This window comes from Nocardia sp. NBC_01503 (assembly GCF_036327755.1).
GTDB lineage: Bacteria > Actinomycetota > Actinomycetes > Mycobacteriales > Mycobacteriaceae > Nocardia.
This window is the reverse complement of the sequence record NZ_CP109596.1, coordinates 7,943,889-7,964,949: the sequence shown is the minus strand read 5'-3', so window position 1 is coordinate 7,964,949 and position 21,061 is coordinate 7,943,889. Positions and strand designations below refer to the sequence as shown.

Below are 21,061 nucleotides of genomic sequence, written 5' to 3'. Positions count from 1 at the left end.
ATACTCTAACCTTCCCTATCTGACATTTCAATAGGGAAGGTTAGGGAAGTATTGGGTATGTAAGGTGGTGCGCTATCGCTCTACGAAGATGGTCTCCTCACCCTTCCAGCCGCCCATGGCGATCCGGACCTGTCCCAGCAGTACCTTCGCGGCCGGGCTCAGCTGGCGATCCCGGTTCCATGCCAGGGCCAGTCGTCCGCGAATCGGGGGATCGATATCGACCATGCGCACCCCGAGCGCGGCCGCATCCGCCGCCCGCAACGGCGGTACCACCGCCACGCCGAGTCCATACCGGGCCAGTCGCAGCAGCAGGGGTGGCGCGGCACCCTCGAATGCCACCTGTGGAGTCAATCCGGCTGCCGTGCAAGCGTTTTCGAGCGATCCGCGAATGCCGGTACCGCGCGGCAGGCAGATGAGCTGGTGCTCGCACAACTCGGCGAGGGTGATGCGATCACCGAATCCGGTGGCATCGGCCGCCACCGCCGCGACAATGACCGAATCGAAGACCGTCTCCAGTGCGACCTCCGGATCGAGGTCGTCACCGGTGAGTCCGAGTAGCGCGATATCGAGTTCGCCGTGCCGCAGTGCCGCGTACATGTTCTCCGAGGTGTCCTCGGTGAGCGAGATGGCGATCTGCGGATGATCGCGATGGTATTCGGCCAGCACCCGCGCGAAGTCGACCTCGTCATTGGCGGCGCCGGAGATCATGCCGACACGCACATGCCCGCGCAGTAGTCCGGTGAACTCGTCGACGGTGTGGCTGATCCGCTCGGCGGCCTCCAGTGCGGCCCTGGCGTGCGGCAGCACCGCCGCACCCACCGGGGTGAGGCTGACCGAACGCGTGGAGCGATCCAGAAGTTGTTGTCCCAGTTCGCGTTCCAGCTGCCGGATCTGCGCGCTCAAACCCGGCTGGGCCAGGTGCAGGCGGGCCGCGGCGCGGGTGAAGTTGGCCTCCTCTGCGACGGTGACGAAGTAGCGCAGCTGACGGAGTTCCATAACCGTTGATTCTAGCTATAAGAAAAACTATCTGTTGGAGTTCTCAATCCGTCGGGGGCAGAGTCGAAGCCATGACGAAGAACGCGAATATCGAACTGCCCGCCACCACCGGTGCGGTCCGGCAGCCGGGCGACAGCGGCTACGACGCCGAGATCGCCGGATTCCAGACCGCGTACACCCATCGCCCCGCGATCGTCGTCACCGCCGCGCACGCCGAGGATGTCCGCGCCGCCGTGGAGTACGCCGCCCGGCACGGACTTCCGGTCGCCGTGCAGGCCACCGGACACGGCCTGTCGGTGCCCGCCGACGGGGGAGTTCTCATCAACACCCGGCAGCTGACCGATATCCGGATAGATGCCGCCACCCGCACCGCCCGCGTCGCGGCCGGGGTGCGGGCCGGTCAGCTGATCGAGGCGGCCGCGGCGCACGGCCTGGCCCCGCTGAACGGCTCCTCGAATTCCGTCGGTGTCGTGGGCTACACCCTCGGCGGTGGCATCGGCCTGCTGGCCCGCGAATTCGGTTATGCCGCAGACCATGTGCGCGCCATCGAACTGGTCACCGCGGACGGTCGCCTGCGCCGTCTGGAGTCCGGTGACGAACTCTTCGGCGCGGTGCTCGGCACCGTCGGGAACTTCGGCGTGGTGACCGCGCTGGAGCTCGAATTGGTGCCGGTCACAACGGTTTACGGTGGCCAGCTGCAATTCGATGCCGCGCTGGTGCCGCAGGCCCTGGAGGCTTGGCGGCTGTGGACCACCGATCTGCCCGAACAGCTCACCTCCGCCATCACCATGATGGCCGCACCCGATATCCCGCAGGTGCCGCCGCAGCTGCGCGGGCGCTACCTGGCCACGGTGGCCCTGGCCTACACCGGATCGGCGGCCGAGGGTGAGCGCCTGGTAGCGCCGCTGCGCGCGATCGGCGAACGTTTCACCGACAACCTGAGGGTTATGTCGTACACCGATTCCCATGCGATCCACAGTGATCCGCCGCACCCGCATCCGTACACCGGCACCAACGCCCTGCTCTCGGAGCTGCCCGCCGATGCCACCGACGCCTTCCTGGAGGCCACCGGTCCGGGATCGGCTCTGTCGGTCGTCGCCGGATTCCGGCATATGGGCGGTGCGCTGCGCCGTCCCGGTCCGGTCGCCAGCGCCGTGGATCACCGTGCGGCCGAGTATGTCGCCCGGGCGATCGCGTTGCCGGGCTCCGATGATCGGGCGGTGGCCGCGGGGCTGGAGCGTATTCGAAAGACGGTGGAGCCCTGGACCATCGGCCGGAATCTGAACTTCCTCTACGGCGGCGGGGAACAGGCCGAGCAGACTCGCGCGGCCTATTCGGACGCGACCTATGCGCGGCTGACCGCGCTCAAGTCCGAGTACGACGCGCAGAACATGTTCCGCTTCAACCGCAATATCGCGCCGCGCTGAGGGTGCGGACCCGGCGGCCCGTGATCACGTCGATCACGGGCCGCCGTGCTGTCCGCCGGTGGAAATGTCTTGGCGGCGGCCCCTTCGCGCGCTATCGTCGTGATATCACTTCGATACTAGGAGAGTGTCATGGAGATGCGCCGGGCGTTCCGCGTGAACGGGTTTTTGATGCTGGGGGTGTTGGTATTGCTCGGGGTTCTGGTCGCGGTGGCGATCGGCATCATCGGCAATGCGCAGAACGGTCATGAGGGCGCGTCCCCGGGTGGGGTGGCGCTGCTGATCGTGGCCGTCATCGCGGCCGTGGTGGTACTCACCGGGTTCGTGGTGGTGAATCCCAACCAGGCCAAGGTGGTTCAGTTCTTCGGCCGCTACATCGGCTCGGTGAGCGAGGCCGGATTCCACTGGGCCACCCCGTTCAGCAGCCGCCGCAATATCTCGCTGCGGGTCCGGAACTTCGAGACCCAGAAGCTGAAGGTCAACGAGGCCGACGGCAATCCGGTCGAGATCGCCGCGGTCGTCGTCTATCGCGTGGTCGACAGCTACAAGGCCGCCTTCGCCGTCGACGACTACGAACAGTACGTGGAGACCCAGTCCGAGGCGGCCGTACGGCATCTGGCCACCACCCACCCGTACGACGCGCATGACGACACCACTCGCACCAGCCTGCGCGATGGCAGCACCGTCGCCGAGGAACTCACCACCGAACTGCGCGAACGCACCGACCTCGCCGGGATCGAGGTCATCGAGGCCCGCATCACGCACCTGGCCTACGCCCCCGAGATCGCCCAGTCCATGCTGGTGCGCCAGCAGGCCTCGCAGATCGTGGCCGCCCGCACCCGTATCGTGGAGGGCGCGGTCGGCATGGTCGGCCTGGCCCTGGAGCGCCTCGCGGCCGAGGGCATGGTCGAACTCGACGAGGAGCGCAAAGCGGCGATGGTCTCCAACCTTCTGGTCGTGCTCTGCGGCGACCGCGCCGCCCAGCCCGTCGTGAACACCGGCACCCTCTACAACTGATGCCGGCGCCCAAACGCGAGCCCAAACGGGTCCTGCTCCGCCTCGACCCCGGCGTCCACGACGCCATCGCCAAATGGGCCGCCGACGATCTCCGCAGCATCAACGCCCAAATCGAGTACGCCCTGCGAATCGCCCTGAAAAACGCTGGGCGAGAACCGAAATAGGGAATCGGACGCCCCGTCGCACTCATCATGCGGCGGGGCGCTTCGCCGGTCGTGCGGCCGGTGCCGATCTCCTTTCGGCGCGACCGGCTTCCAGCCGACCGGTGGGTGAACCGGCCGCCGGTGACCGGCGGAACGGCGGTCAGGAAATCGGTTCGGCGCTGTCGATCAGGAATGTGTCGCCATTGCGCACCAGTTGGGCGCGGCGCTGTTCGGAGGTGATCGGTGTGCCGTTGTTGTACCGGAAGGACAGACGGTAGGTGACCGTCAGTGCGACCGGATCCGCGGCCACATTCCCTATGGTGACGGAATCGACTGTGCCCCAGAAGGATCGGTAGGTGTCGTAGCCGCCGATATAGCCCTGGTAGCGCGGGGTCAGGCGTGCCCAGGCGGCCGCCGGATTGCGCGGCAGCAGCGCGTAATGTTCCTGGACGAAATTGGCCAGGGCGCTCGCGGTATCGGTCGGGGGCGGGGTGATCAACGGGCTCGCCCGGGTCAGCGGGCCCGTGCTGGGGGCGGGAGAGCCGGTGCGCACCGGACTCGTGGGGACCATGGTGGTGGCCTGGGGGGCGGTCGCGGAGTTCGATTCGGTCGAGCCGTGGCGGATGAGCGGGACCGCGACCACGCCGATCGCGACGATCAGGATCATGGCGGAGGCGGCCCACATCAGGGCGCTCAGTGAGCGTTTCGCGGGGTCGGGGGTCGCCGGGCGCACCACGTGGGTGTCCGCGGTCGCGGCGGGTGTGGTGTGCGGCCCGACCCGTGGCGGGTGCAGTGGATTGAACTGCGTGACAGCGGTATCCGGCCCCTCCGCGTCGAACCCTGGCGCGGGGTGCCCCGACGGATTCGAGGTGGGCGGAAGCGGCGTCCCCGGCCCGTGCCCGGCCTCCCGGAGTCGGCTGCGTTGCGCAATTCGCGCCGCCTCGGCCAGTGCGCCCGCGGTCGGGTATCGGTCGGCCGGATTCTTGGCCATACCGCGCGCGATGACCGCGTCGAAGTCGGTGGCGATTCCGGGGCCGCTCACCGAGGGCCTGGGTGGCGGCGCGGACAGGTGGGCGGCTATCTGGCGTTCGACGCTGTTGCCCGGGAACGGTTTCGAGCCCGCCAGGCATTCGTAGAGCACGCAGGCGAGGGAGTAGACGTCCGCGCGGCCGTCGTAGTCGTCGTTGGCGAGCCGTTCGGGGGCCATATAGGCGAAGGTGCCGATGGCCGCGCCCATGGTGGTGAGCTCGGAGTCGTTCTCGCCCCGGGCGATTCCGAAATCGATCAGGTACGCGAACCCGTCCGCGGTGGTGAGGATGTTGGAGGGCTTCACATCCCGATGCACCAGCCCGGCGCGATGCGCGGCATCGAGTGCGGCGGCGATCTGGGAGAGGGTGTCGACGGCTCGCATGGGTGCGAGCCGCCCCGCATCGCTGAGCACCGTCGCCAGATCGATCCCCTCGACCAGGCGCATATCCAGGAACAGTCGCCCGTCGATCTCCCCGTAGCCGTGGATCGGGATGATGTGCGGTTCGGTCAGTCGCGCCGCCGCCTGTGCCTCGCGCCGAAACCGCTCCCGGTACACCGGATCATGCGCGAACTGCGGTGGCAGCACCTTGAGCGCCACCACCCGCTCGGTCTCGATATCGAAGGCGCGGTAGACCCGCCCCATCCCCCCTTCGCCGAGCAGCCCGAGGAGTCGATAGCGGCCGAACGGACTTTCCTCCACCCGGTACGCCTACCACAACCGAGCCCGGCACGGCAGTCCCGCCGTGATCGCCGGAACCCGTCAGCGCGGCTTCTCGGTGACGAAAATGGCTGTGCCGGGGAAGATCTCACCCCGAAGCGGACTCCACTGACCCCATTCCCGCTCCAGCCACTCCGGCCATTCGGGTTCGATGATGTCGACCAAAGTCAAACCGGCGGCGACGATCTCGCGTACCCGGTCGCCGATGGTGCGGTGATGCTCCACATAGGTGGGCTCTCCGTCGCCGTCCAGCTCCACATACGGTGTCCGGTCGAAGTACGGGATGGTGGCGCGTAGTCCCTCGGGCCCCGGATCGTCCGGGAAGATCCAGCGCATGGGGTGGTTGACGGAGAACACCCAGCGCCCGCCCGGCCGCAGCACCCGCGCCACCTCGCTCATGACCTGTCCGGAGTCGGCGACGAATGGCACCCCGCCGAAGGCCGAGCACGCGATATCGAAGCTGGCGTCGGCGAACGGCAGCGCCTCCGCGCCCGCCTGCACCAGGGGCACCCGCGGCCCGCCCGCCGCCATGGCGCTCATCCCGCGCTCCAGCATCTGCCGCGAGATATCGAGCCCGACCGGATGCGCCCCGTGTGCGGCGAGCCAGCGCGAGCACGGCGCGGAGCCGCAGCCGATCTCCAATATGTGCTTGTCCACAATGTCGCCGAGCAGCCGCCAGTCACCCTCGTGCATGCCCTCCGGGCACCAGATGAACTCGCCCGCAGCCGAATCCACGCCGAGGAAATCGGCATGCGTCTCGTGGTAGGCCGCAGCGTCCGCGTCCCACCATCGGCGACTGGCTCTTTCGCTGGCGGAGGAGTCAATCTTGGTGCGCGCCACTCCCACTGTGCCGAGCAGGGAATTCGCCTCGGCATGCCGGGTATCATCGGGGGGCGTGGGGAGATCTTCGGCCATTGCGTAACCCTATCGACTCGCGCCGGGGGACCCGTGTTTGCTTGGTACAACAGACCTCGCGTACGCTGTTTCCCGCGAGTGTCTTCTGTACTCGATTCTCTGGGGAAACTCACGGGGGCGAGCAGAGCAGACAATCGTGCTGTGAGTCCGCATGCTTTTCAGGGCAGCGTTGTGCTCCGCCACAGCGATGTGCTGTTGCATGACCAACGTTAGTTCCATCAGCTGTGTGTTCGCAGCAATACCGAAAGCCCACATGTCCACTACCGACCACAATCCGTCCGGAGCAACCTCACACATGCCCACTACTGTGACCTCGCCGCAGGTAGCCGTTAATGACATCGGCACTGCCGAGGACTTCCTCGCCGCTATCGACAAGACGATCAAGTACTTCAACGACGGCGATATCGTCGAAGGCACCATTGTCAAGGTCGATCGTGACGAGGTCCTTCTCGACATCGGTTACAAGACCGAAGGCGTCATCCCCTCTCGCGAACTCTCCATCAAGCACGATGTCGACCCGAATGAGGTCGTTTCCGTGGGTGATGAGGTCGAGGCCCTCGTTCTCACCAAGGAGGACAAGGAAGGCCGCCTGATCCTGTCGAAGAAGCGCGCGCAGTACGAGCGGGCTTGGGGCACGATCGAGGAGCTCAAGGAGAAGGACGAGGCCGTCAAGGGCACCGTCATCGAGGTCGTCAAGGGCGGCCTGATCCTCGACATCGGTCTCCGCGGCTTCCTCCCCGCCTCGCTCGTCGAGATGCGTCGTGTCCGCGACCTCCAGCCGTACGTCGGCAAGGAGATCGAGGCCAAGATCATCGAGCTCGACAAGAACCGCAACAACGTGGTGCTGTCGCGTCGCGCTTGGCTGGAGCAGACCCAGTCCGAGGTGCGCTCCGAGTTCCTGCACCAGCTGCAGAAGGGCCAGGTCCGCAAGGGCGTCGTGTCCTCCATCGTCAACTTCGGTGCCTTCGTGGACCTGGGTGGCGTCGACGGCCTGGTGCACGTCTCCGAGCTGTCCTGGAAGCACATCGATCACCCGTCCGAGGTTGTCGAGGTCGGCAACGAGGTCACCGTCGAGGTTCTCGACGTCGACCTGGACCGCGAGCGTGTCTCCCTGTCGCTCAAGGCGACTCAGGAAGACCCGTGGCGTCAGTTCGCCCGGACCCACGCGATCGGTCAGATCGTCCCGGGCAAGGTCACCAAGCTGGTTCCGTTCGGCGCCTTCGTGCGCGTCGAAGAGGGCATCGAGGGCCTGGTGCACATCTCCGAGCTGGCCGAGCGCCACGTCGAGGTCCCGGACCAGGTTGTCGCCGTCGGCGACGACGCGATGGTCAAGGTCATCGACATCGACCTCGAGCGTCGTCGTATCTCGCTGTCGCTGAAGCAGGCGAACGAGGACTACAACGCCGAGTTCGATCCGTCCAAGTACGGTATGGCGGACAGCTACGACGACCAGGGCAACTACATCTTCCCCGAGGGCTTCGATCCCGAGACCAACGAATGGCTCGAGGGTTCGGACAAGGTCCGGGAAGAGTGGGAAGGCCGGTACGCCGAGGCCGAGCGTCGCCACAAGATGCACACCGCTCAGATGGAGAAGATGGCGGCCGACGCCGCCGCTGAGGCCGCCAACGGCGGACCGCAGAACTACTCCTCCGAGACCGGTTCGCAGGCCGCCGCTTCGTCGTCGTCCTCCTCGTCGACCGAGTCCGCCGGTGGCTCGCTCGCGAGCGACGCCCAGCTGGCCGCACTGCGTGAGAAGCTGTCGGGCAACGCCTGATTCGCGACTGACGCGGTAACGCGATAGTTCGAAAGTCCCCGAGTCCCTTAGGGCTCGGGGACTTTCGCTTTTCGCACCGCGGTGAGAGGTACCTCTCGTCCCGGGAAACCCCGGGGATACCGGGGATTCGCTGTCCGGACATCATTCGCGGGTTGGATGCAGGTGTCGTGCCGGGACCGACGGGAATCGGCGCGCTAACGTTTCTCTGATTCTCGCTTCTCAGGAAAGGCGCTACCGAGGTATGGGTGTGTTCGACGGCATCAACAGGCGTGACTTCATGGCCAAGGCCATGGTCGCGGGCGGGGCGGGAATGCTGGCCTCCTGGGCCAATCCGATCATCGATCGGGCGTACGCCGCCGATCCCGCGGGAATGGGCGGGCTCGGCGATATCGAGCACTTCGTCCTGCTGATGCAGGAGAACCGATCCTTCGACCACTACTTCGGAACCCTCTCCGGCGTACGCGGATTCGACGATCCGTCACCGGCGTGGAATCAGTACGGGTACGCGCCCGGGGTCGGGCCCACCCCCGACGGCTTCATCAACCCGTTCCGCCTGGACACCGAACGCGGCCCGTCCCTGGACGGCGAGTGCATCAACGATCCCGACCACACCTGGGCCGGTATGCACAGGGCGTGGAACAACGGGAAGAACGACGGCTGGATGCCGATGTCCATCGCCTCGGTCGGCGCGGCCAACGGACCGGCGGCCATGGGGTACTACACCCGCGCCGATATTCCGGTGCACCACGATCTCGCGGACGCCTTCACCATCGCCGACAACTACCACTGCTCGGTGCTCGGCCCCACCGATCCCAATCGGCTGTACTGGGTTTCGGCCACCCTCGATCCCGATGGTGTCGCCGGTGGTCCGCTGCTCGAGACGCCGACGCTGATTCCGCAGAACGCGTACAGCTGGCGGACCATGCCGGAGAACCTCTCCGACGCCGGCGTCAGTTGGAAGATCTACAACAATCGCGATGTGGGTCCGCTCTCGTCGGTGCTGCTGGACGGCATGATGGGCTGCTTCAAACAGGCCGCCGATCCGGCCTCGGAGCTGGCACGCCGCGGTAAGGCCCCGGTGTACCCCAGCGATTTCGCCGCCGATGTGGCCGCGGATCAGCTGCCGAGCGTCTCCTGGGTGATCCCGTCGCTGCTCAACTGCGAACATCCCGCACTGCCACCGGCTTTGGGCGCGGTCGGCATTATGCAGGTGCTGGATATCCTCACCTCGAATCCGAAGGTGTGGGAGAAGACCGCGCTGATCGTCAGCTATGACGAGAACGGCGGCTTCTTCGATCATGTGACACCGCCGACCCCACCGCCCGGAACCGCCGGTGAATACCTGACCGTTCCCCTGGACCGGGCGCACAAATCAGAGGGCATCGCCGGACCGATCGGCCTCGGCTATCGCGTTCCGTGCTTTGTGATCTCGCCGTACAGCCGGGGTGGACTGGTCGCCTCGGAGACGTTCGACCACACCTCGCAGCTGCGCCTGCTGGAGCGCCGCTTCGGTGTGGACGTGCCGAACCTGACCGCGTGGCGGCGCGGCGTCACCGGTGATATGACCTCGACCTTCGACTTCCGGTCGTCGCCGGACGCGGTGAAGCCCGCCTTCGGTCCCGCGGACCGGAAGGTGAATGCCGCACTGGCGCAGTGTGGTCCGAATGCCGCCCTGGGTACGGCGAACGTCGGCACGCCGTATCCGGTGCCGCCCAACGCCATGCCCACGCAGGAGCCGGGGAGTCGTCGCAGGCCCAGTGGCCTGGTCTGATTCCGCTCCGCGCACGCGATAGTGGCCCAGTCCCGGAAGGGGCTGGGCCACAAGCGCTCTCGCACGTCAGACGGCGGTGGCGGGTACCCATTGGACGGGGGCGGGGCGCTCGGCGCGTTTTCGCATGGACGCGAAGCTGTGCCGGGCGGGGTTGAGCAAAGCGGAAAGCCAACCGCGGCGATGCTCGGCGAGCGCTGCCGCGACCGCGGGGATCTCGATGCAGTGCATCATGCCCGGCAGTCCCAGACGGTGCCGACCCGTCTGGATGTTTCTGGTGCCCAATGGTGTTCCTTCTCCTACGTGTTTCCCGGCCCTGGATCGCCTGCGGCGAACCTTAGCGGAACAAAAGTGTGCGACGCCGTATTTTGCACGACATCCGCCCCGGCGTGTCGGAATGTTGCCGACAAACGGTTCGGATTGAGCGAAAAAGTTGCGAATTGGTCTCGCGGATATCACGGAATGGGCAAACTCCGGCCTGGATTGTGAAATCCCCGGGGCAACTGGGTAATCCGTACTTTCGGCAGGTGAGGGGTGGTGCGCGCGATCGCGGGCGCGGCTGTCAGACTGGTCGAATGTTGCGAATCGGTCTCACCGGAGGCATGGGAGCGGGCAAATCCACCGTGGCCCGCATTCTCGTCGAACACGGCGCGTTGCTGGTGGACAGCGACCTCATCGCGCGCGAAGTCGTCGCGCCCGGCACCGAGGGATTGGCCGCCCTGGTCGCCGCCTTCGGGCCCGATATCCTCACCGCCGACGGCAGCCTGGATCGACCGGCGCTGGCGGCCAAGGCCTTCGCCAGTGACGAGGCCCGCGCCACCCTCAACGGCATCACCCATCCGCTGGTCGGTAAGCGCACCAATGAACTGGTCGCCTCCGCTCCCGCGGACGGCATTGTGGTGCAGGACATTCCGCTGCTGGTGGAGAACGGGCTCGCGCCGTTCATGAACCTGGTGGTCGTGGTCGATGCCGCCGAGGAGCTCCGGTTGCGCCGCCTGGTCGAATTCCGTGGGGTCGACGAGGCCGACGCGCGCAGCCGAATCGCGGCTCAGGCCACCGACGCCCAGCGCCGCGCCGTCGCCGATGTGCTGCTGGACAACAATGGCGCGGACGGTGCGGTCGAACCCGCCGTGCACGCGCTCTGGACCGAGCGGCTCATCCCCTTCGAACGCAATCTGCGCACCCGGACCCCCGCCGCCCGTCCGGCGGAACTGCCTGTGGTCGAGGCGAATCCGGAGTGGCCGGTGCAGGCCAAGCGGATCATCGCCCGGCTCGCCGTCGCCTGTGCCGCCGACGCGCGCCGTATCGAACACGTCGGACCCACCGCCATCGCGGGTAAGCCCGCCGAGGATGTGCTCGATATCCGCGTCACGGTCGCCGACGCGGCGGTGGCCGAGGGTCTGCGAGATCGGTTGGCGGACGCGGGCTTCCCGCGTGATACCGATCGTGCGGCCGCCGCGGGGGAGTGGGCGCATGCCGGTGCCGATCCCGGTCGCCTGGTGAATGTGGTTGTCGCCGTGGACAACTGATATGACGGTCGCCACGGCACCTGCGGCCCTGGCGACCCGGCCGAGACCTACATCCAGGTCAGGGTGATATCCCGCGCCTGCAGCCAGTTCTCGAAACTGTGCCCGTGCGCGGCGATTCCATCGATCACGGTGGTCGCGGTCTCGATGGCCCGCTGTGCCTCGGTCAATTCGAGGTACCCCGCGGCGTGTGCGGCCAGTAGTTCGTCCACATCGAGTAGCTCGACCTCGCGACTGCTGCGCACCACCAGATCCAGGTAGTGATCGACCGATCGCCACTTCTTCGGGGCGACCTGCGCGTACTCGCCGATATCGATGTAGTAGTCCTGATCGCGCAGGTGCGCCGGGGTGAAGTGGAAGACCGTCGCGCGAATGGACAGGCTTGGCAGCAGCCAGGATTCGATGTAGTGGAACTCGGGGTGATCGGAGGTGCGCGCCATGTACAGCCCCCACGGTTCGACGTGGTAGCGCTCGACCTGTCGCACGAAGCCCTTGGGGTCGATATTGGTGAGTTCCTCGACATTGAAGTACTCAACCTTGGGTCGGTGGAGGTCAACCGCGGAAGCCTGAGTCATGTCGTAAGCATTGCGTGTCGCGGCGGCATCGTCCAGGGGAGTGTGGTCGATTCGGCCGAGTTTCCGCGAAACCCAAATGTGAAACACTGCCTTCCGTTACGGTGCGGCTACCCATAACTTGACGTGGGTAGTTCGAATCAAGGGAAGTAATGATGAAGGTACAGAGCGTTCGCGCTCGCCGGGCCGGGATGGGAGTCACCGCCTTCGGCGCGATGGCCGCCACCATGGTTCTGGCCGCACCCCAGGCCGGCGCGTGGGTCGGCAACCTCGAGGTCTCCGGCTCCGACCACAAGACCGGTTGCAGCTACACCATTACCGCGTCGGTCGAGATCGACCGGCTCTCGACGGTGAAGTTCACCGACAATGGCGCGGATATCCCGGGCAGCCCGGTATCGCCGTCGCTGCTGAGCAATAAGGTCACCATCAAGTGGACCCCCGCCACCGCGGGTAACCACAAGCTGGAGGCGCGACAGATCCTGATCAGCGACTCGATCGACGTCCAGGTGACCGCGGGCAGCGGCACCGGCAGCCTGGGCTGCGGCGGCGGACTCGGTGGACTGATTCCGAGCTTCTCCGGCTAAGCATCCGCGAGAACCAGCTCCAAGCGAAAGCCACCCGGGCCGAACACAATACGAACCGGGTGGCTTTTCGCGCGGAGCCGGGCCGAAGCGCCCTTTACAGCCAGCTCAGCGCGAGACCGTGGGTGGCGAGCCAGCGGTCCACATCGTGACCGCATCCGGCGATACCGTCGACGACCGCCGCGGCCCGCTCGATGGCCAGATGCGTGCGGACGGTGTCGAAGTGCCCGGCGGCGTGCGCGGTCAGCAGTTCGTCGATGCCCAAGAGTTCGGGCACCTGACCGGGGCGGGCCACCACGTGCAGGTAGTGCCCCTCGGCGCGCCACTTCCTCGGCCCGACCGGACCGTAATCACCGATATCGAGGTAGTAGGTCTGACCGCGATCGTGACCGGGTCGCAGATGGTAGACCGTCACACGCAGGTGAAGTTCCGGGAGCAACCAGGATTCGATGTAGTGGAAACGCGGATTGTCCACTACCCGCTCCACGTACAGACCCCACGCCTCGGCGTGTAGCCGCTCCACCGAGTGCACGTAACCGTGATAGTCGGTCCAGCACAAGTCCGCCAGATTGAAATACTCGAGTCTGGGGCGATGCGGCGTCGCCGGGGGAGCGGTACGACTGATCCTGTTGGGATCAGTGCCGTTGGTGGAATTGCGCTGTGGCATATGCAGACCGGTCATGGCCTTGCCTCTTTTCCGACTCGTCCGAACCGCCAGCCCAGGTTACACCTGGACGCTGTGAATCGGATGGCGGTGTGCCACGCGGAAATTCGATGTTCGTCACATGGGAATTCTTTGAACTTTCTTGGGAGAAACAATAATTCGGACAATTGGCGCATGGGAAAGTGGAACGCTCCTGCGTCACGGGGAGTGCTGCGCGGCGTGGTGGACCGAGTACCCGCCGCGCCCGTGCCCCGGCGGACACCTCCGGCGGCTCGGCCGCGCTCCGCGTGAACCTGTCGGTGGGTCGTCCTAGGCTGTGAACATGGCATTCGCAACCGAGATCCCGGACGATCGGCCGCTGGCGCATTCGGACTTCCGGCCCATCGGCGATATCGAACGGGTCGAGGGACAGTTCCAGGTCGTCAGCGAGCATGTTCCCGCAGGTGACCAGCCCGCCGCCATCGCGGAGCTGGAGAAGCGCATCAACGCCGGTGAGCGCGATGTGGTGCTGCTCGGCGCCACCGGCACCGGCAAATCGGCCACCACGGCCTGGCTCATCGAGAAGTTGCAGCGGCCGACCCTGGTCATGGCCCCCAACAAGACGCTCGCCGCACAGCTGGCCAATGAGCTGCGCGAGATGCTGCCGCACAATGCCGTCGAGTACTTCGTCTCGTACTACGACTACTACCAGCCCGAGGCGTATATCGCGCAGACCGATACCTATATCGAGAAGGACAGCTCGATCAACGACGATGTGGAGCGGCTGCGGCATTCGGCCACCTCCAGCCTGCTCTCGCGGCGCGATGTCGTGGTGGTGGCGTCGGTATCGTGCATCTACGGTCTCGGTACCCCGCAGTCCTATCTGGATCGCTCGGTCATGCTCGAGGTCGGGCATGAGGTGGAGCGGGACAAACTGCTGCGGCTGCTGGTCGATGTGCAGTACACGCGCAATGACATGTCGTTCACCCGCGGCAGTTTCCGGGTGCGCGGTGACACCGTCGAAATCATTCCCTCGTATGAGGAATTGGCGATTCGCATCGAATTCTTCGGTGATGAGATCGAGGCGCTCTATTATCTGCATCCGCTCACCGGTGATGTGGTGCGGCAGGTGGATATGGTCCGCATTTTCCCGGCCACCCACTACGTGGCGGGCCCGGAACGAATGGAGCGCGCGGTCCGCGATATCGAGGCCGAACTCGAAACGCGCCTGGCGGAATTGGAGAAGCAGGGGAAACTGCTCGAGGCGCAGCGTTTGCGTATGCGTACCCAATACGATCTGGAAATGATTCGGCAGGTCGGCTTCTGCTCGGGTATCGAGAACTATTCCCGCCATATCGACGGTCGCGGTGCGGGTACCGCGCCCGCGACCCTCATCGATTACTTCCCAGACGATTTCCTGCTCGTGATCGACGAATCGCATGTGACCGTGCCGCAGATCGGCAGCATGTACGAGGGCGATATGTCCCGTAAGCGGAATCTGGTGGAGTTCGGTTTCCGATTGCCCTCCGCGGTGGACAATCGCCCGCTCACCTGGGAGGAGTTCGCCGACCGCATCGGGCAGACGGTGTACCTGTCGGCTACCCCGGGCAAGTACGAATTGGGTCAGACCGGTGGTGAATTCGTCGAACAGGTCATTCGCCCGACCGGTCTGGTCGATCCGCATGTGGTGGTGAAGCCGACCAAGGGACAGATCGACGATCTGGTCGGTGAGATCCGGCTGCGCACCGAACGCGATGAGCGGGTGCTGGTAACCACGCTCACCAAGAAGATGTCCGAGGATCTCACCGATTATCTGCTCGGCCTCGGTATTCGGGTGCGGTACCTGCACTCGGAGATCGACACGCTGCGCCGCGTGGAGCTGCTGCGTCAGCTGCGCCTGGGCGAGTACGACGTTTTGGTCGGCATCAACCTGCTGCGTGAGGGTCTCGACCTGCCCGAGGTCTCCTTGGTCGCCATCCTCGATGCCGATAAGGAGGGCTTCCTGCGCAGCGGCACCAGCCTCATTCAGACCATCGGCCGCGCGGCCCGAAATGTCTCGGGTGAGGTGCATATGTACGCGGACAAGATCACCGACTCCATGGCGCACGCCATCAGTGAGACCGAGCGCCGCCGCGCCAAACAGATCGCCTACAACGAAGAGCGCGGAATCGATCCGAAACCTTTGCGCAAGAAGATCAATGACATTCTCGACACCGTCTACCGCGAGGCCGAGGAGACCGAGGTCGAGGTCGGCGGTTCGGGTCGCAATGCCAGCCGTGGCCGCCGAGCTCAGGGTGAACCCGGTCGCGCCGTCTCGGCGGGCGTCTACGAGGGCCGCGATATCAAGTCCATGCCGCGGGCCGAACTCGCGGACCTGGTCAAGGATATGACCGCGCAGATGATGAATGCCGCCCGCGAGCTCCAGTTCGAGCTGGCCGGTCGCCTCCGTGACGAGATCGCCGATCTCAAGAAGGAACTGCGGGGTATGGACGCCGCCGGATTGCAGTGAGAATCGGGTGCTGACGACGACCGATCGCCGCTTCCCGGACCGCCGATGCGGAGGTCCGGGAAGCGCGAATAGCTCAGCCCTGCTGTGCCATCCACTCGTTGACGCGGCGCTCGGCCTCTTCACGGGAGACGTCCTCGACCCGGGTCATGCAGACCCAGCGGTAACCGAAGGGGTCGTACAGCACGGCGTAGCGGTCACCGGTGACGAAGGTCGCCGGTTCGTCGGCAATACGGGCGCCGACCGCGCGACCGCGCTCGATGACCGCGTCCACATCGGGGCAGTAGTGCACGATGCTGGTGTTGAGCGTCTCGCCATTCGGTGCGACCAGGCCGTTATCGGGTATCGGCATGCCGATCTGAATGGTGGAATCGCCGATCAGGAGTTCGGCGTGGGCGGGCTGGCCGTCGGGAAGGTCATTGCGGCTCAGCACCTTCGCGCCGAACACCTCGGTGTAGAAATCGATGGCCTTGACGCCGTCCGGGACGGCCATGAAACAGGTGATGGAGTGGTAGTTCTCCGGAATGGGATGCACTTTCTCGCTCATGGCCACCACTCTGCTCGCCCGGCCGCCGTGGATCTTGTAAGAAAGCGACACCTTCATGACCAGCGATAATCCACCGACGTTTCCGCGCCGCCCGGTGCCGCCGCCCGAGACCGCGAAGGGCATTCTGCGCCCGCGCGAACAACAGGCGGCCAGCAATCACAGCCGGTTGCCGGCGGGGGAGCCGGTCGCCCGCTATGTCGAGTTCTACTGGTCCGTGCACTGGGATCGCCGCGGCCTGCCGCCGTACTCGGCCGAGGTGCTGGGCTTCCCGGTGGTGAATATGACCTTCGAGAACGAGTCGGGTCGTCGCGGTGGTTTCGTCACCGGTGTCTGGACCGCCAAGTACGTGCGCGAATTGGCCGGGGTCGGTGAGACATTCGGGGTGAAATTCCGCTCCGGCGGCTTCGGCGCCTTCACCGGTATGGATGTGGGCGCACTGCGCGATACCGCGCTCCCGCTCACCGAGGTGCTGCCGGAGGCGCAGGGGCTGGCCGAGAAGGTCCTCGACACCCCGGAGTTGGAGCAGCGCCGAATCCTGGTGGAGGACTTCCTCATCGACGCCATCGCCCGCCGCGCCGTGGCCGATGACACCTCCTATCACCTGGTGCTGCGCATCATCGATGCCATGGAGCGTGAGCGTGAGTTGACCCGGGTCGATCAGGTCACCGAACGCTTCGACATCCCGGTCCGCACCCTGCAGCGCCTGTTCCGCCGCTATGTCGGGGTCGGCCCGAAATGGGTGCTGCGCCGCTTCCGCCTCCAGGATGGCGCGCATCTGCTCGCCCAGGGCCGCGCCTCGGATCTGGCCGCGCTCGCGCTGGACCTCGGTTACTTCGATCAGGCGCACTTCTCCCGCGAGTTCGCGGCGGAGATCGGAATGCCTCCACTGGAATACGCCCGAACCTCGCTAATGTCCTGAACAGCACTGAGCACGGGAATATGCTTCTCCCACAGCTAGTTGGTTGCCATGTCACCAACATGGCGATCACAGCAATCGACCAAGGAGCGGGCCATGGATGTGCTGGTTCTGATCGGACGTATTCTCTTCGTCCTGCTGTTTCTCTCCTCCGGCGTCGGGCATCTCACCCAGGCCGACGCAATGGCGCAGTACGCGCAATTCAAAGGTGTTCCGGCGGCCAAACTCTCGGTCATGGGCTCCGGGGTACTGCTGGTGCTCGGCGGCCTGAGCGTGCTGCTCGGTATCTGGGCCGATCTCGGCGCACTACTGCTGTTCATCTTCCTGCTCCCGACCGCGTTCCTCATGCACGCGTTCTGGAAGGAAGCCGATCCGCAGACCAAGCAGACCGAGATGATCTCGTTCAATAAGGATCTGTCGCTGGCGGGTGCGGCGCTCATGCTCTTCGCCTTCTTCGCCTATGTCGGCCACGACCTCGGATTGACGCTGACCGGGCCACTTTTCAGCCTCTGAGCATGGGCCGGGCGCGCTACTATTGCGCGTCATCGATCGGCCGTAGCGACAGGAGTGAGGATGACCATCCTCAGTGTGATTCTCGGCTGGATCTGGGCCGACTATCGCTCGCTGTGAGGTAGCGGTTTCACGACCCATCCGGTGCGCGCCTCGCACCGGATGGGTCGCCCGGTATCCCCGGGAAAACCCCTTCTGTGACGAAAGTCCCAGGCGCACAATAGTGTTGGCGAATTCTGGGAAGTATCACAACCATCCGGGAATTCGCTGGTAGCCAGGGTTGTATCCGGCCACGTCACAGAATGTGTGCTTCGGCCGACACGGCGCGTGAGTGTGATGTGTTGCGATATCGAAAATTTCCGCCTGTTATGCCGCTATTGTCAGGCGGAGTTGCCGCGGCGGTAACCACGACAGTGGACGCTGCGGCCCCGACCCTTGTACTTGGAGGAGAGAATGACCGCCTACCGGACGATTGTCGTCGGTACCGATGGCTCGGACTCGTCGTATGTAGCCGTTGAGCGGGCCGCTGCTCTGGCAGGTGCCGAGGGGGCGACCCTGTACATCGCCTGCGCGTACTACCCGACCGACGACCGCGATGTGGCCGCCGCCGCCGATGTGCTCAAGGACGAGGCCTACCAGGTGCGCGGCTCCGCGCCCACCAGTGAGATCCTGCGCGTCGCCCGTGACAAGGCCGCCGCCGCCGGAGCCGTCAATGTGGTCGAGAAGGCCGTTGTCGGTGAGCCCGTCGAATCCCTGCTCGCCCTGCTCAAGGAGGTCGACGCCGATCTGCTCGTCGTCGGCAACCGCGGGCTCAACACCCTCGCGGGTCGCCTGCTCGGCTCCGTCCCCTCGGACGTCGCCCGCAAGTCCCGCAGCGATGTGCTGATCGTGCACACCGTGCGGTAAGAGGTAAGGAGATTTGTGGGGGCAAGCCCCCACATCCCCACCGAGAAGTGGCCGTGCCCAGTTGGGTGCGGCCACTTCACTTTTGCGCGAGCGCGGCCGCTTCGCTTTGTGCGGGCGGGGCCCGCTGGGCTTTGCGGGGGTGTGGGGGCGTCAACCCCCACACCTCACTTCACTCCAACCGCTGCAGGACGGCGGGTAGGTCCTCGGTGTGCACCACCGCCAGGCGCTGGGTGGCGCGGGTCAGGGCGACGTAGAGGTCGTTCATACCGCGCGGGGATTCGGCGAGGATGTCGTGGGGCTCGACCAGGATGACGGCGTCGAACTCCAGGCCCTTGACCTCGTGCACGGTGAGTACGCGCGCCGAATCCACGCTCAGGTGGGCGAGTTTCGCGGCCAGATCGTGCGGCACGATGACCGCGGTGGTGCCCGGATGCTCGGCTTCGGCGGCCACCAGGCGGGCGACCTCATCGGCCAACTCACCGGCGGTGACCCGGTTCGAGGTGGGCGCGAAGCCCGAATCGCGCACCGAGCGCGGGATGGCCGCGCCCGGATCGATCTCGGCGAGCACATCGGCGGCGACCGCCATGATCTCGGCGGGTGTGCGGTAGTTGACCGTCAGCTCGGTGAGCTTCCACCGTTTGGCCACATACGGTTCCAGCACCTGCTGCCAGGAGGAGGCCCCGGCCGGATCACCGGTCTGCGCCACATCCCCGACCGCGGTGATCCACCGATTCGGGATGCGCCGCATGACCATTCGCCACGCCATCTCCGAAAGCTCCTGAGCCTCATCGACGATCACATGCCCGTAGGTCCAGGTGCGATCGCCGGCGGCGCGTTCGGCGGTGGTCTGGCTGGCGCGCACCTGCTGACGTTCGGCGAGCTGACTGGCGTCGATGAGGTCGTACGCCATGAGCAGTTCGGGATCGAGTTCGTCCTCGAGATCCTGTGGCGCGGAACCGGTCAGAATGTCGAGGGCGTCCTGCGCCTCGGCGAGCTGGGCACGCCAGCGGCGGCGTGAGCGTTCGCGCTCCTCACTGTCGTCGATGCCGAGCAGTTCGGCGAGCTCGTCCAGCAGCGGTGCGTCGGCATCGCTGAATTCACCGCTGTCGGTGCGCTGCAACTCGGCCCGATCCTCCGGGCTGAGATGTCCGGCGGCACTTGCCAATCGCTTGGGGTCGGCCCACAGCCCGCCCAGGACGTCCTGCGGGGTGAGCAGCGGCCACAATCCGGCGATGGCGCGCTGGATATCGGCGTCGGCGCGCATCTCATCGCGGATCTCGGTGAGATCGGTCTGGCTCAACAGGTTTCGCCCGCCGAGTGGATCCGAGCCGATGATCTCGGCCAGCTGATCGGTGAGCGCGTCCACCACGCCCGCGGCGAAGATGGGCCGGGCCAGGTTGTGCGGTCGCCGCGAGGAGCGGGCGCGCCCGCGCGCCTTGGTGACAATGCGCCGGTCCAGGGTGAGTTCGCGCCCGTCGAAGTGCAGCCGGATCGGCTCCTTCGGGATCTCCTGCCATTCCCGCACGGCCTTCTTGAGCACCTCGAGCATATCGAGGGAGCCCTTGAGCTCGCCGGCGCGCAGCGAATCCTCCAGTGTGGCCTGCACTCCCGGATACAGATCGCCGATGGTGGACAGCAGTACACCGGTCTCACCGAGCGAGGGCAGCACCTGCCCGATGTAGTCCAGGAACGTGGAGTTCGGTCCGATGATGAGTACACCGGCCTTGTCCAGCTGCTGGCGGTAGGTGTACAGCAGATACGCCGCACGATGCAGTGCGACGGCGGTCTTACCGGTACCCGGTCCACCCTGTACCACGAGCACACTCTTGTGCTCGGAGCGAATGATGGCGTCCTGCTCGCTCTGAATGGTCTCGACAATGTCGTTCATATGCCCGGTGCGGGCGGCGTTCAGCGCCGCCAGCAGCGCGCTCTCACTGCCCACGCCGCCGTCGTCGTTGATGACGCCGTCGCGCCGCGCGGTCTCCAGATCGAGGTACTCGTCATTGACCGAGGTGACCTTGCGATTACGGGTGCGGATATGCCGCCGCCGGGTGACGCCGTCCGGTGCGGCGGTGGTGGCGAGGTAGAACGGCCGCGCCATGGGCGCGCGCCAATCCAGCAGCAGCGTCTCGTAATCGGCGGTCTCGTCGAGGATGCCGATACGGCCGATGTACCGCTTCTCGGCCTCGCCGCCGGAACCGTTCCCATTGGCGGCGCTGCCGTTCGCGCCGCCGCCGTCCTCGGCCTCGGGCGCGAGATCGATTCGGCCGAAGCACAATCCGTGTTCGGCGGCATCGTATTTGGATAGGTCTTCGGAGTAGAGCTGGGTGAACGATTCGCGTTCACTGCGGGCCTGCGGCGTCCCGCCGGTCTCCAGCAGAACAGTGCGCAGCCGTCGCTGCGCGTATTCGCGCATTCCGTCGAGCCGCTCGTACAGCAGGGTGAGGTGCTGCTGTTCGCGCTCCAGATCCGCCGTGCTCTTGGCATCGGAGGTGGACGCGGACACAGAACGCTCCTCGGTGAGGTCGGGCAAAACGGAACTCCTTGTCACCACGCGGTGCGTACGCGCA

18 protein-coding genes and 1 pseudogene are annotated in these 21,061 nt (G+C 65.8%); 11 read left to right on the top strand and 8 right to left on the bottom strand.

Annotated elements, in window-relative coordinates; all coding sequences use genetic code 11:
• Positions 1 to 72 precede the first annotated feature (72 nt).
• On the bottom strand, positions 73 to 996 hold the full coding sequence (locus OHB26_RS36785; RefSeq protein WP_330181844.1) for a LysR family transcriptional regulator: 924 nt from the start codon (positions 994 to 996) through the stop codon (positions 73 to 75).
• Between the two features lie 71 nt (positions 997 to 1,067).
• Between OHB26_RS36785 and OHB26_RS36780 the strand changes: the two genes are divergently transcribed.
• The 3 genes from OHB26_RS36780 to OHB26_RS36770 all read left to right on the top strand — a co-directional run bounded on the left by OHB26_RS36780 (position 1,068) and on the right by OHB26_RS36770 (position 3,601).
• Positions 1,068 to 2,423 (top strand): FAD-binding oxidoreductase, encoded by a 1,356-nt coding sequence (locus OHB26_RS36780; RefSeq protein WP_330181843.1) that lies wholly within the window; start codon positions 1,068 to 1,070, stop codon positions 2,421 to 2,423.
• 129 nt (positions 2,424 to 2,552) lie between these two features.
• Positions 2,553 to 3,437 (top strand): SPFH domain-containing protein, encoded by an 885-nt coding sequence (locus tag OHB26_RS36775; RefSeq protein ID WP_330181842.1) that lies wholly within the window; start codon positions 2,553 to 2,555, stop codon positions 3,435 to 3,437.
• On the top strand, positions 3,437 to 3,601 hold the full coding sequence (locus OHB26_RS36770) for a hypothetical protein (protein WP_330181841.1): 165 nt from the start codon (positions 3,437 to 3,439) through the stop codon (positions 3,599 to 3,601). Before OHB26_RS36775 ends, OHB26_RS36770 begins: the two co-directional genes overlap by 1 nt.
• 139 nt (positions 3,602 to 3,740) lie before the next feature.
• Here OHB26_RS36770 and OHB26_RS36765 read toward each other — a convergent pair whose 3' ends face one another.
• Both OHB26_RS36765 and OHB26_RS36760 read right to left on the bottom strand, forming a co-directional pair.
• Positions 3,741 to 5,309, bottom strand: a complete 1,569-nt coding sequence (locus OHB26_RS36765) for a serine/threonine-protein kinase (RefSeq protein WP_330181840.1) — start codon at positions 5,307 to 5,309, stop codon at positions 3,741 to 3,743.
• A 60-nt stretch (positions 5,310 to 5,369) separates the two neighbouring features.
• Positions 5,370 to 6,242, bottom strand: coding sequence for a class I SAM-dependent methyltransferase (locus tag OHB26_RS36760; protein WP_330181839.1), 873 nt, complete (start codon positions 6,240 to 6,242; stop codon positions 5,370 to 5,372).
• Between the two features lie 295 nt (positions 6,243 to 6,537).
• Between OHB26_RS36760 and rpsA the strand changes: the two genes are divergently transcribed.
• Positions 6,538 to 8,016, top strand: coding sequence for a 30S ribosomal protein S1 (gene rpsA / locus OHB26_RS36755; protein ID WP_330181838.1), 1,479 nt, complete (start codon positions 6,538 to 6,540; stop codon positions 8,014 to 8,016).
• Positions 8,017 to 8,257: 241 nt separating this feature from the next.
• Positions 8,258 to 9,787, top strand: a complete 1,530-nt coding sequence (locus OHB26_RS36750; RefSeq protein ID WP_330181837.1) for a phospholipase C — start codon at positions 8,258 to 8,260, stop codon at positions 9,785 to 9,787.
• A gap of 66 nt (positions 9,788 to 9,853) precedes the next feature.
• Here OHB26_RS36750 and OHB26_RS36745 read toward each other — a convergent pair whose 3' ends face one another.
• A complete protein-coding gene (locus OHB26_RS36745) occupies positions 9,854 to 10,069 on the bottom strand; it encodes a hypothetical protein (RefSeq protein ID WP_330185918.1) in 216 nt (71 codons plus the stop codon).
• A 290-nt stretch (positions 10,070 to 10,359) separates the two neighbouring features.
• On the opposite strand from OHB26_RS36745, the pseudogene coaE reads away from it, so the two are divergent.
• Positions 10,360 to 11,307, top strand: a pseudogene (gene coaE, locus OHB26_RS36740) (dephospho-CoA kinase); the annotation flags it as partial.
• A 53-nt stretch (positions 11,308 to 11,360) separates the two neighbouring features.
• Here the strand turns inward: coaE and OHB26_RS36735 are convergent.
• Positions 11,361 to 11,885 (bottom strand): DUF402 domain-containing protein, encoded by a 525-nt coding sequence (locus OHB26_RS36735; protein ID WP_330181836.1) that lies wholly within the window; start codon positions 11,883 to 11,885, stop codon positions 11,361 to 11,363.
• A 149-nt stretch (positions 11,886 to 12,034) separates the two neighbouring features.
• Here OHB26_RS36735 and OHB26_RS36730 point away from each other — a divergent pair, with 149 nt between their 5' ends.
• Positions 12,035 to 12,466 carry a hypothetical protein gene (locus OHB26_RS36730; protein WP_330181835.1) on the top strand — a complete coding sequence of 144 codons (432 nt, stop codon included), beginning with the start codon at positions 12,035 to 12,037 and terminating at the stop codon, positions 12,464 to 12,466.
• Between the two features lie 94 nt (positions 12,467 to 12,560).
• Here OHB26_RS36730 and OHB26_RS36725 read toward each other — a convergent pair whose 3' ends face one another.
• Positions 12,561 to 13,145 (bottom strand): DUF402 domain-containing protein, encoded by a 585-nt coding sequence (locus tag OHB26_RS36725; RefSeq protein WP_330181834.1) that lies wholly within the window; start codon positions 13,143 to 13,145, stop codon positions 12,561 to 12,563.
• A gap of 304 nt (positions 13,146 to 13,449) precedes the next feature.
• Between OHB26_RS36725 and uvrB the strand changes: the two genes are divergently transcribed.
• Positions 13,450 to 15,615: an excinuclease ABC subunit UvrB gene (gene uvrB / locus OHB26_RS36720; RefSeq protein WP_330181833.1), complete on the top strand. Its 2,166-nt coding sequence runs from the start codon at positions 13,450 to 13,452 to the stop codon at positions 15,613 to 15,615.
• A 73-nt stretch (positions 15,616 to 15,688) separates the two neighbouring features.
• On the opposite strand, the gene OHB26_RS36715 is transcribed toward uvrB, so the two are convergent.
• Entirely contained in the window at positions 15,689 to 16,159 is a 471-nt protein-coding gene (locus OHB26_RS36715) for a VOC family protein (RefSeq protein ID WP_330181832.1), read from the bottom strand.
• 55 nt (positions 16,160 to 16,214) lie between these two features.
• On the opposite strand from OHB26_RS36715, the gene OHB26_RS36710 reads away from it, so the two are divergent.
• The 3 genes from OHB26_RS36710 to OHB26_RS36700 all read left to right on the top strand — a co-directional run bounded on the left by OHB26_RS36710 (position 16,215) and on the right by OHB26_RS36700 (position 18,491).
• The gene (locus OHB26_RS36710; protein ID WP_330181831.1) at positions 16,215 to 17,078 is read left to right on the top strand and encodes a helix-turn-helix domain-containing protein; all 864 of its coding nucleotides are present in this window, start codon (positions 16,215 to 16,217) and stop codon (positions 17,076 to 17,078) included.
• 93 nt (positions 17,079 to 17,171) lie between these two features.
• Entirely contained in the window at positions 17,172 to 17,588 is a 417-nt protein-coding gene (locus OHB26_RS36705; protein ID WP_330181830.1) for a DoxX family protein, read from the top strand.
• Positions 17,589 to 18,038: 450 nt separating this feature from the next.
• Positions 18,039 to 18,491, top strand: a complete 453-nt coding sequence (locus OHB26_RS36700; protein WP_330181829.1) for a universal stress protein — start codon at positions 18,039 to 18,041, stop codon at positions 18,489 to 18,491.
• A gap of 169 nt (positions 18,492 to 18,660) precedes the next feature.
• Here OHB26_RS36700 and OHB26_RS36695 read toward each other — a convergent pair whose 3' ends face one another.
• On the bottom strand, positions 18,661 to 20,997 hold the full coding sequence (locus OHB26_RS36695) for a HelD family protein (RefSeq protein ID WP_330181828.1): 2,337 nt from the start codon (positions 20,995 to 20,997) through the stop codon (positions 18,661 to 18,663).
• Between the last annotated feature and the right edge of the window lie 64 nt (positions 20,998 to 21,061).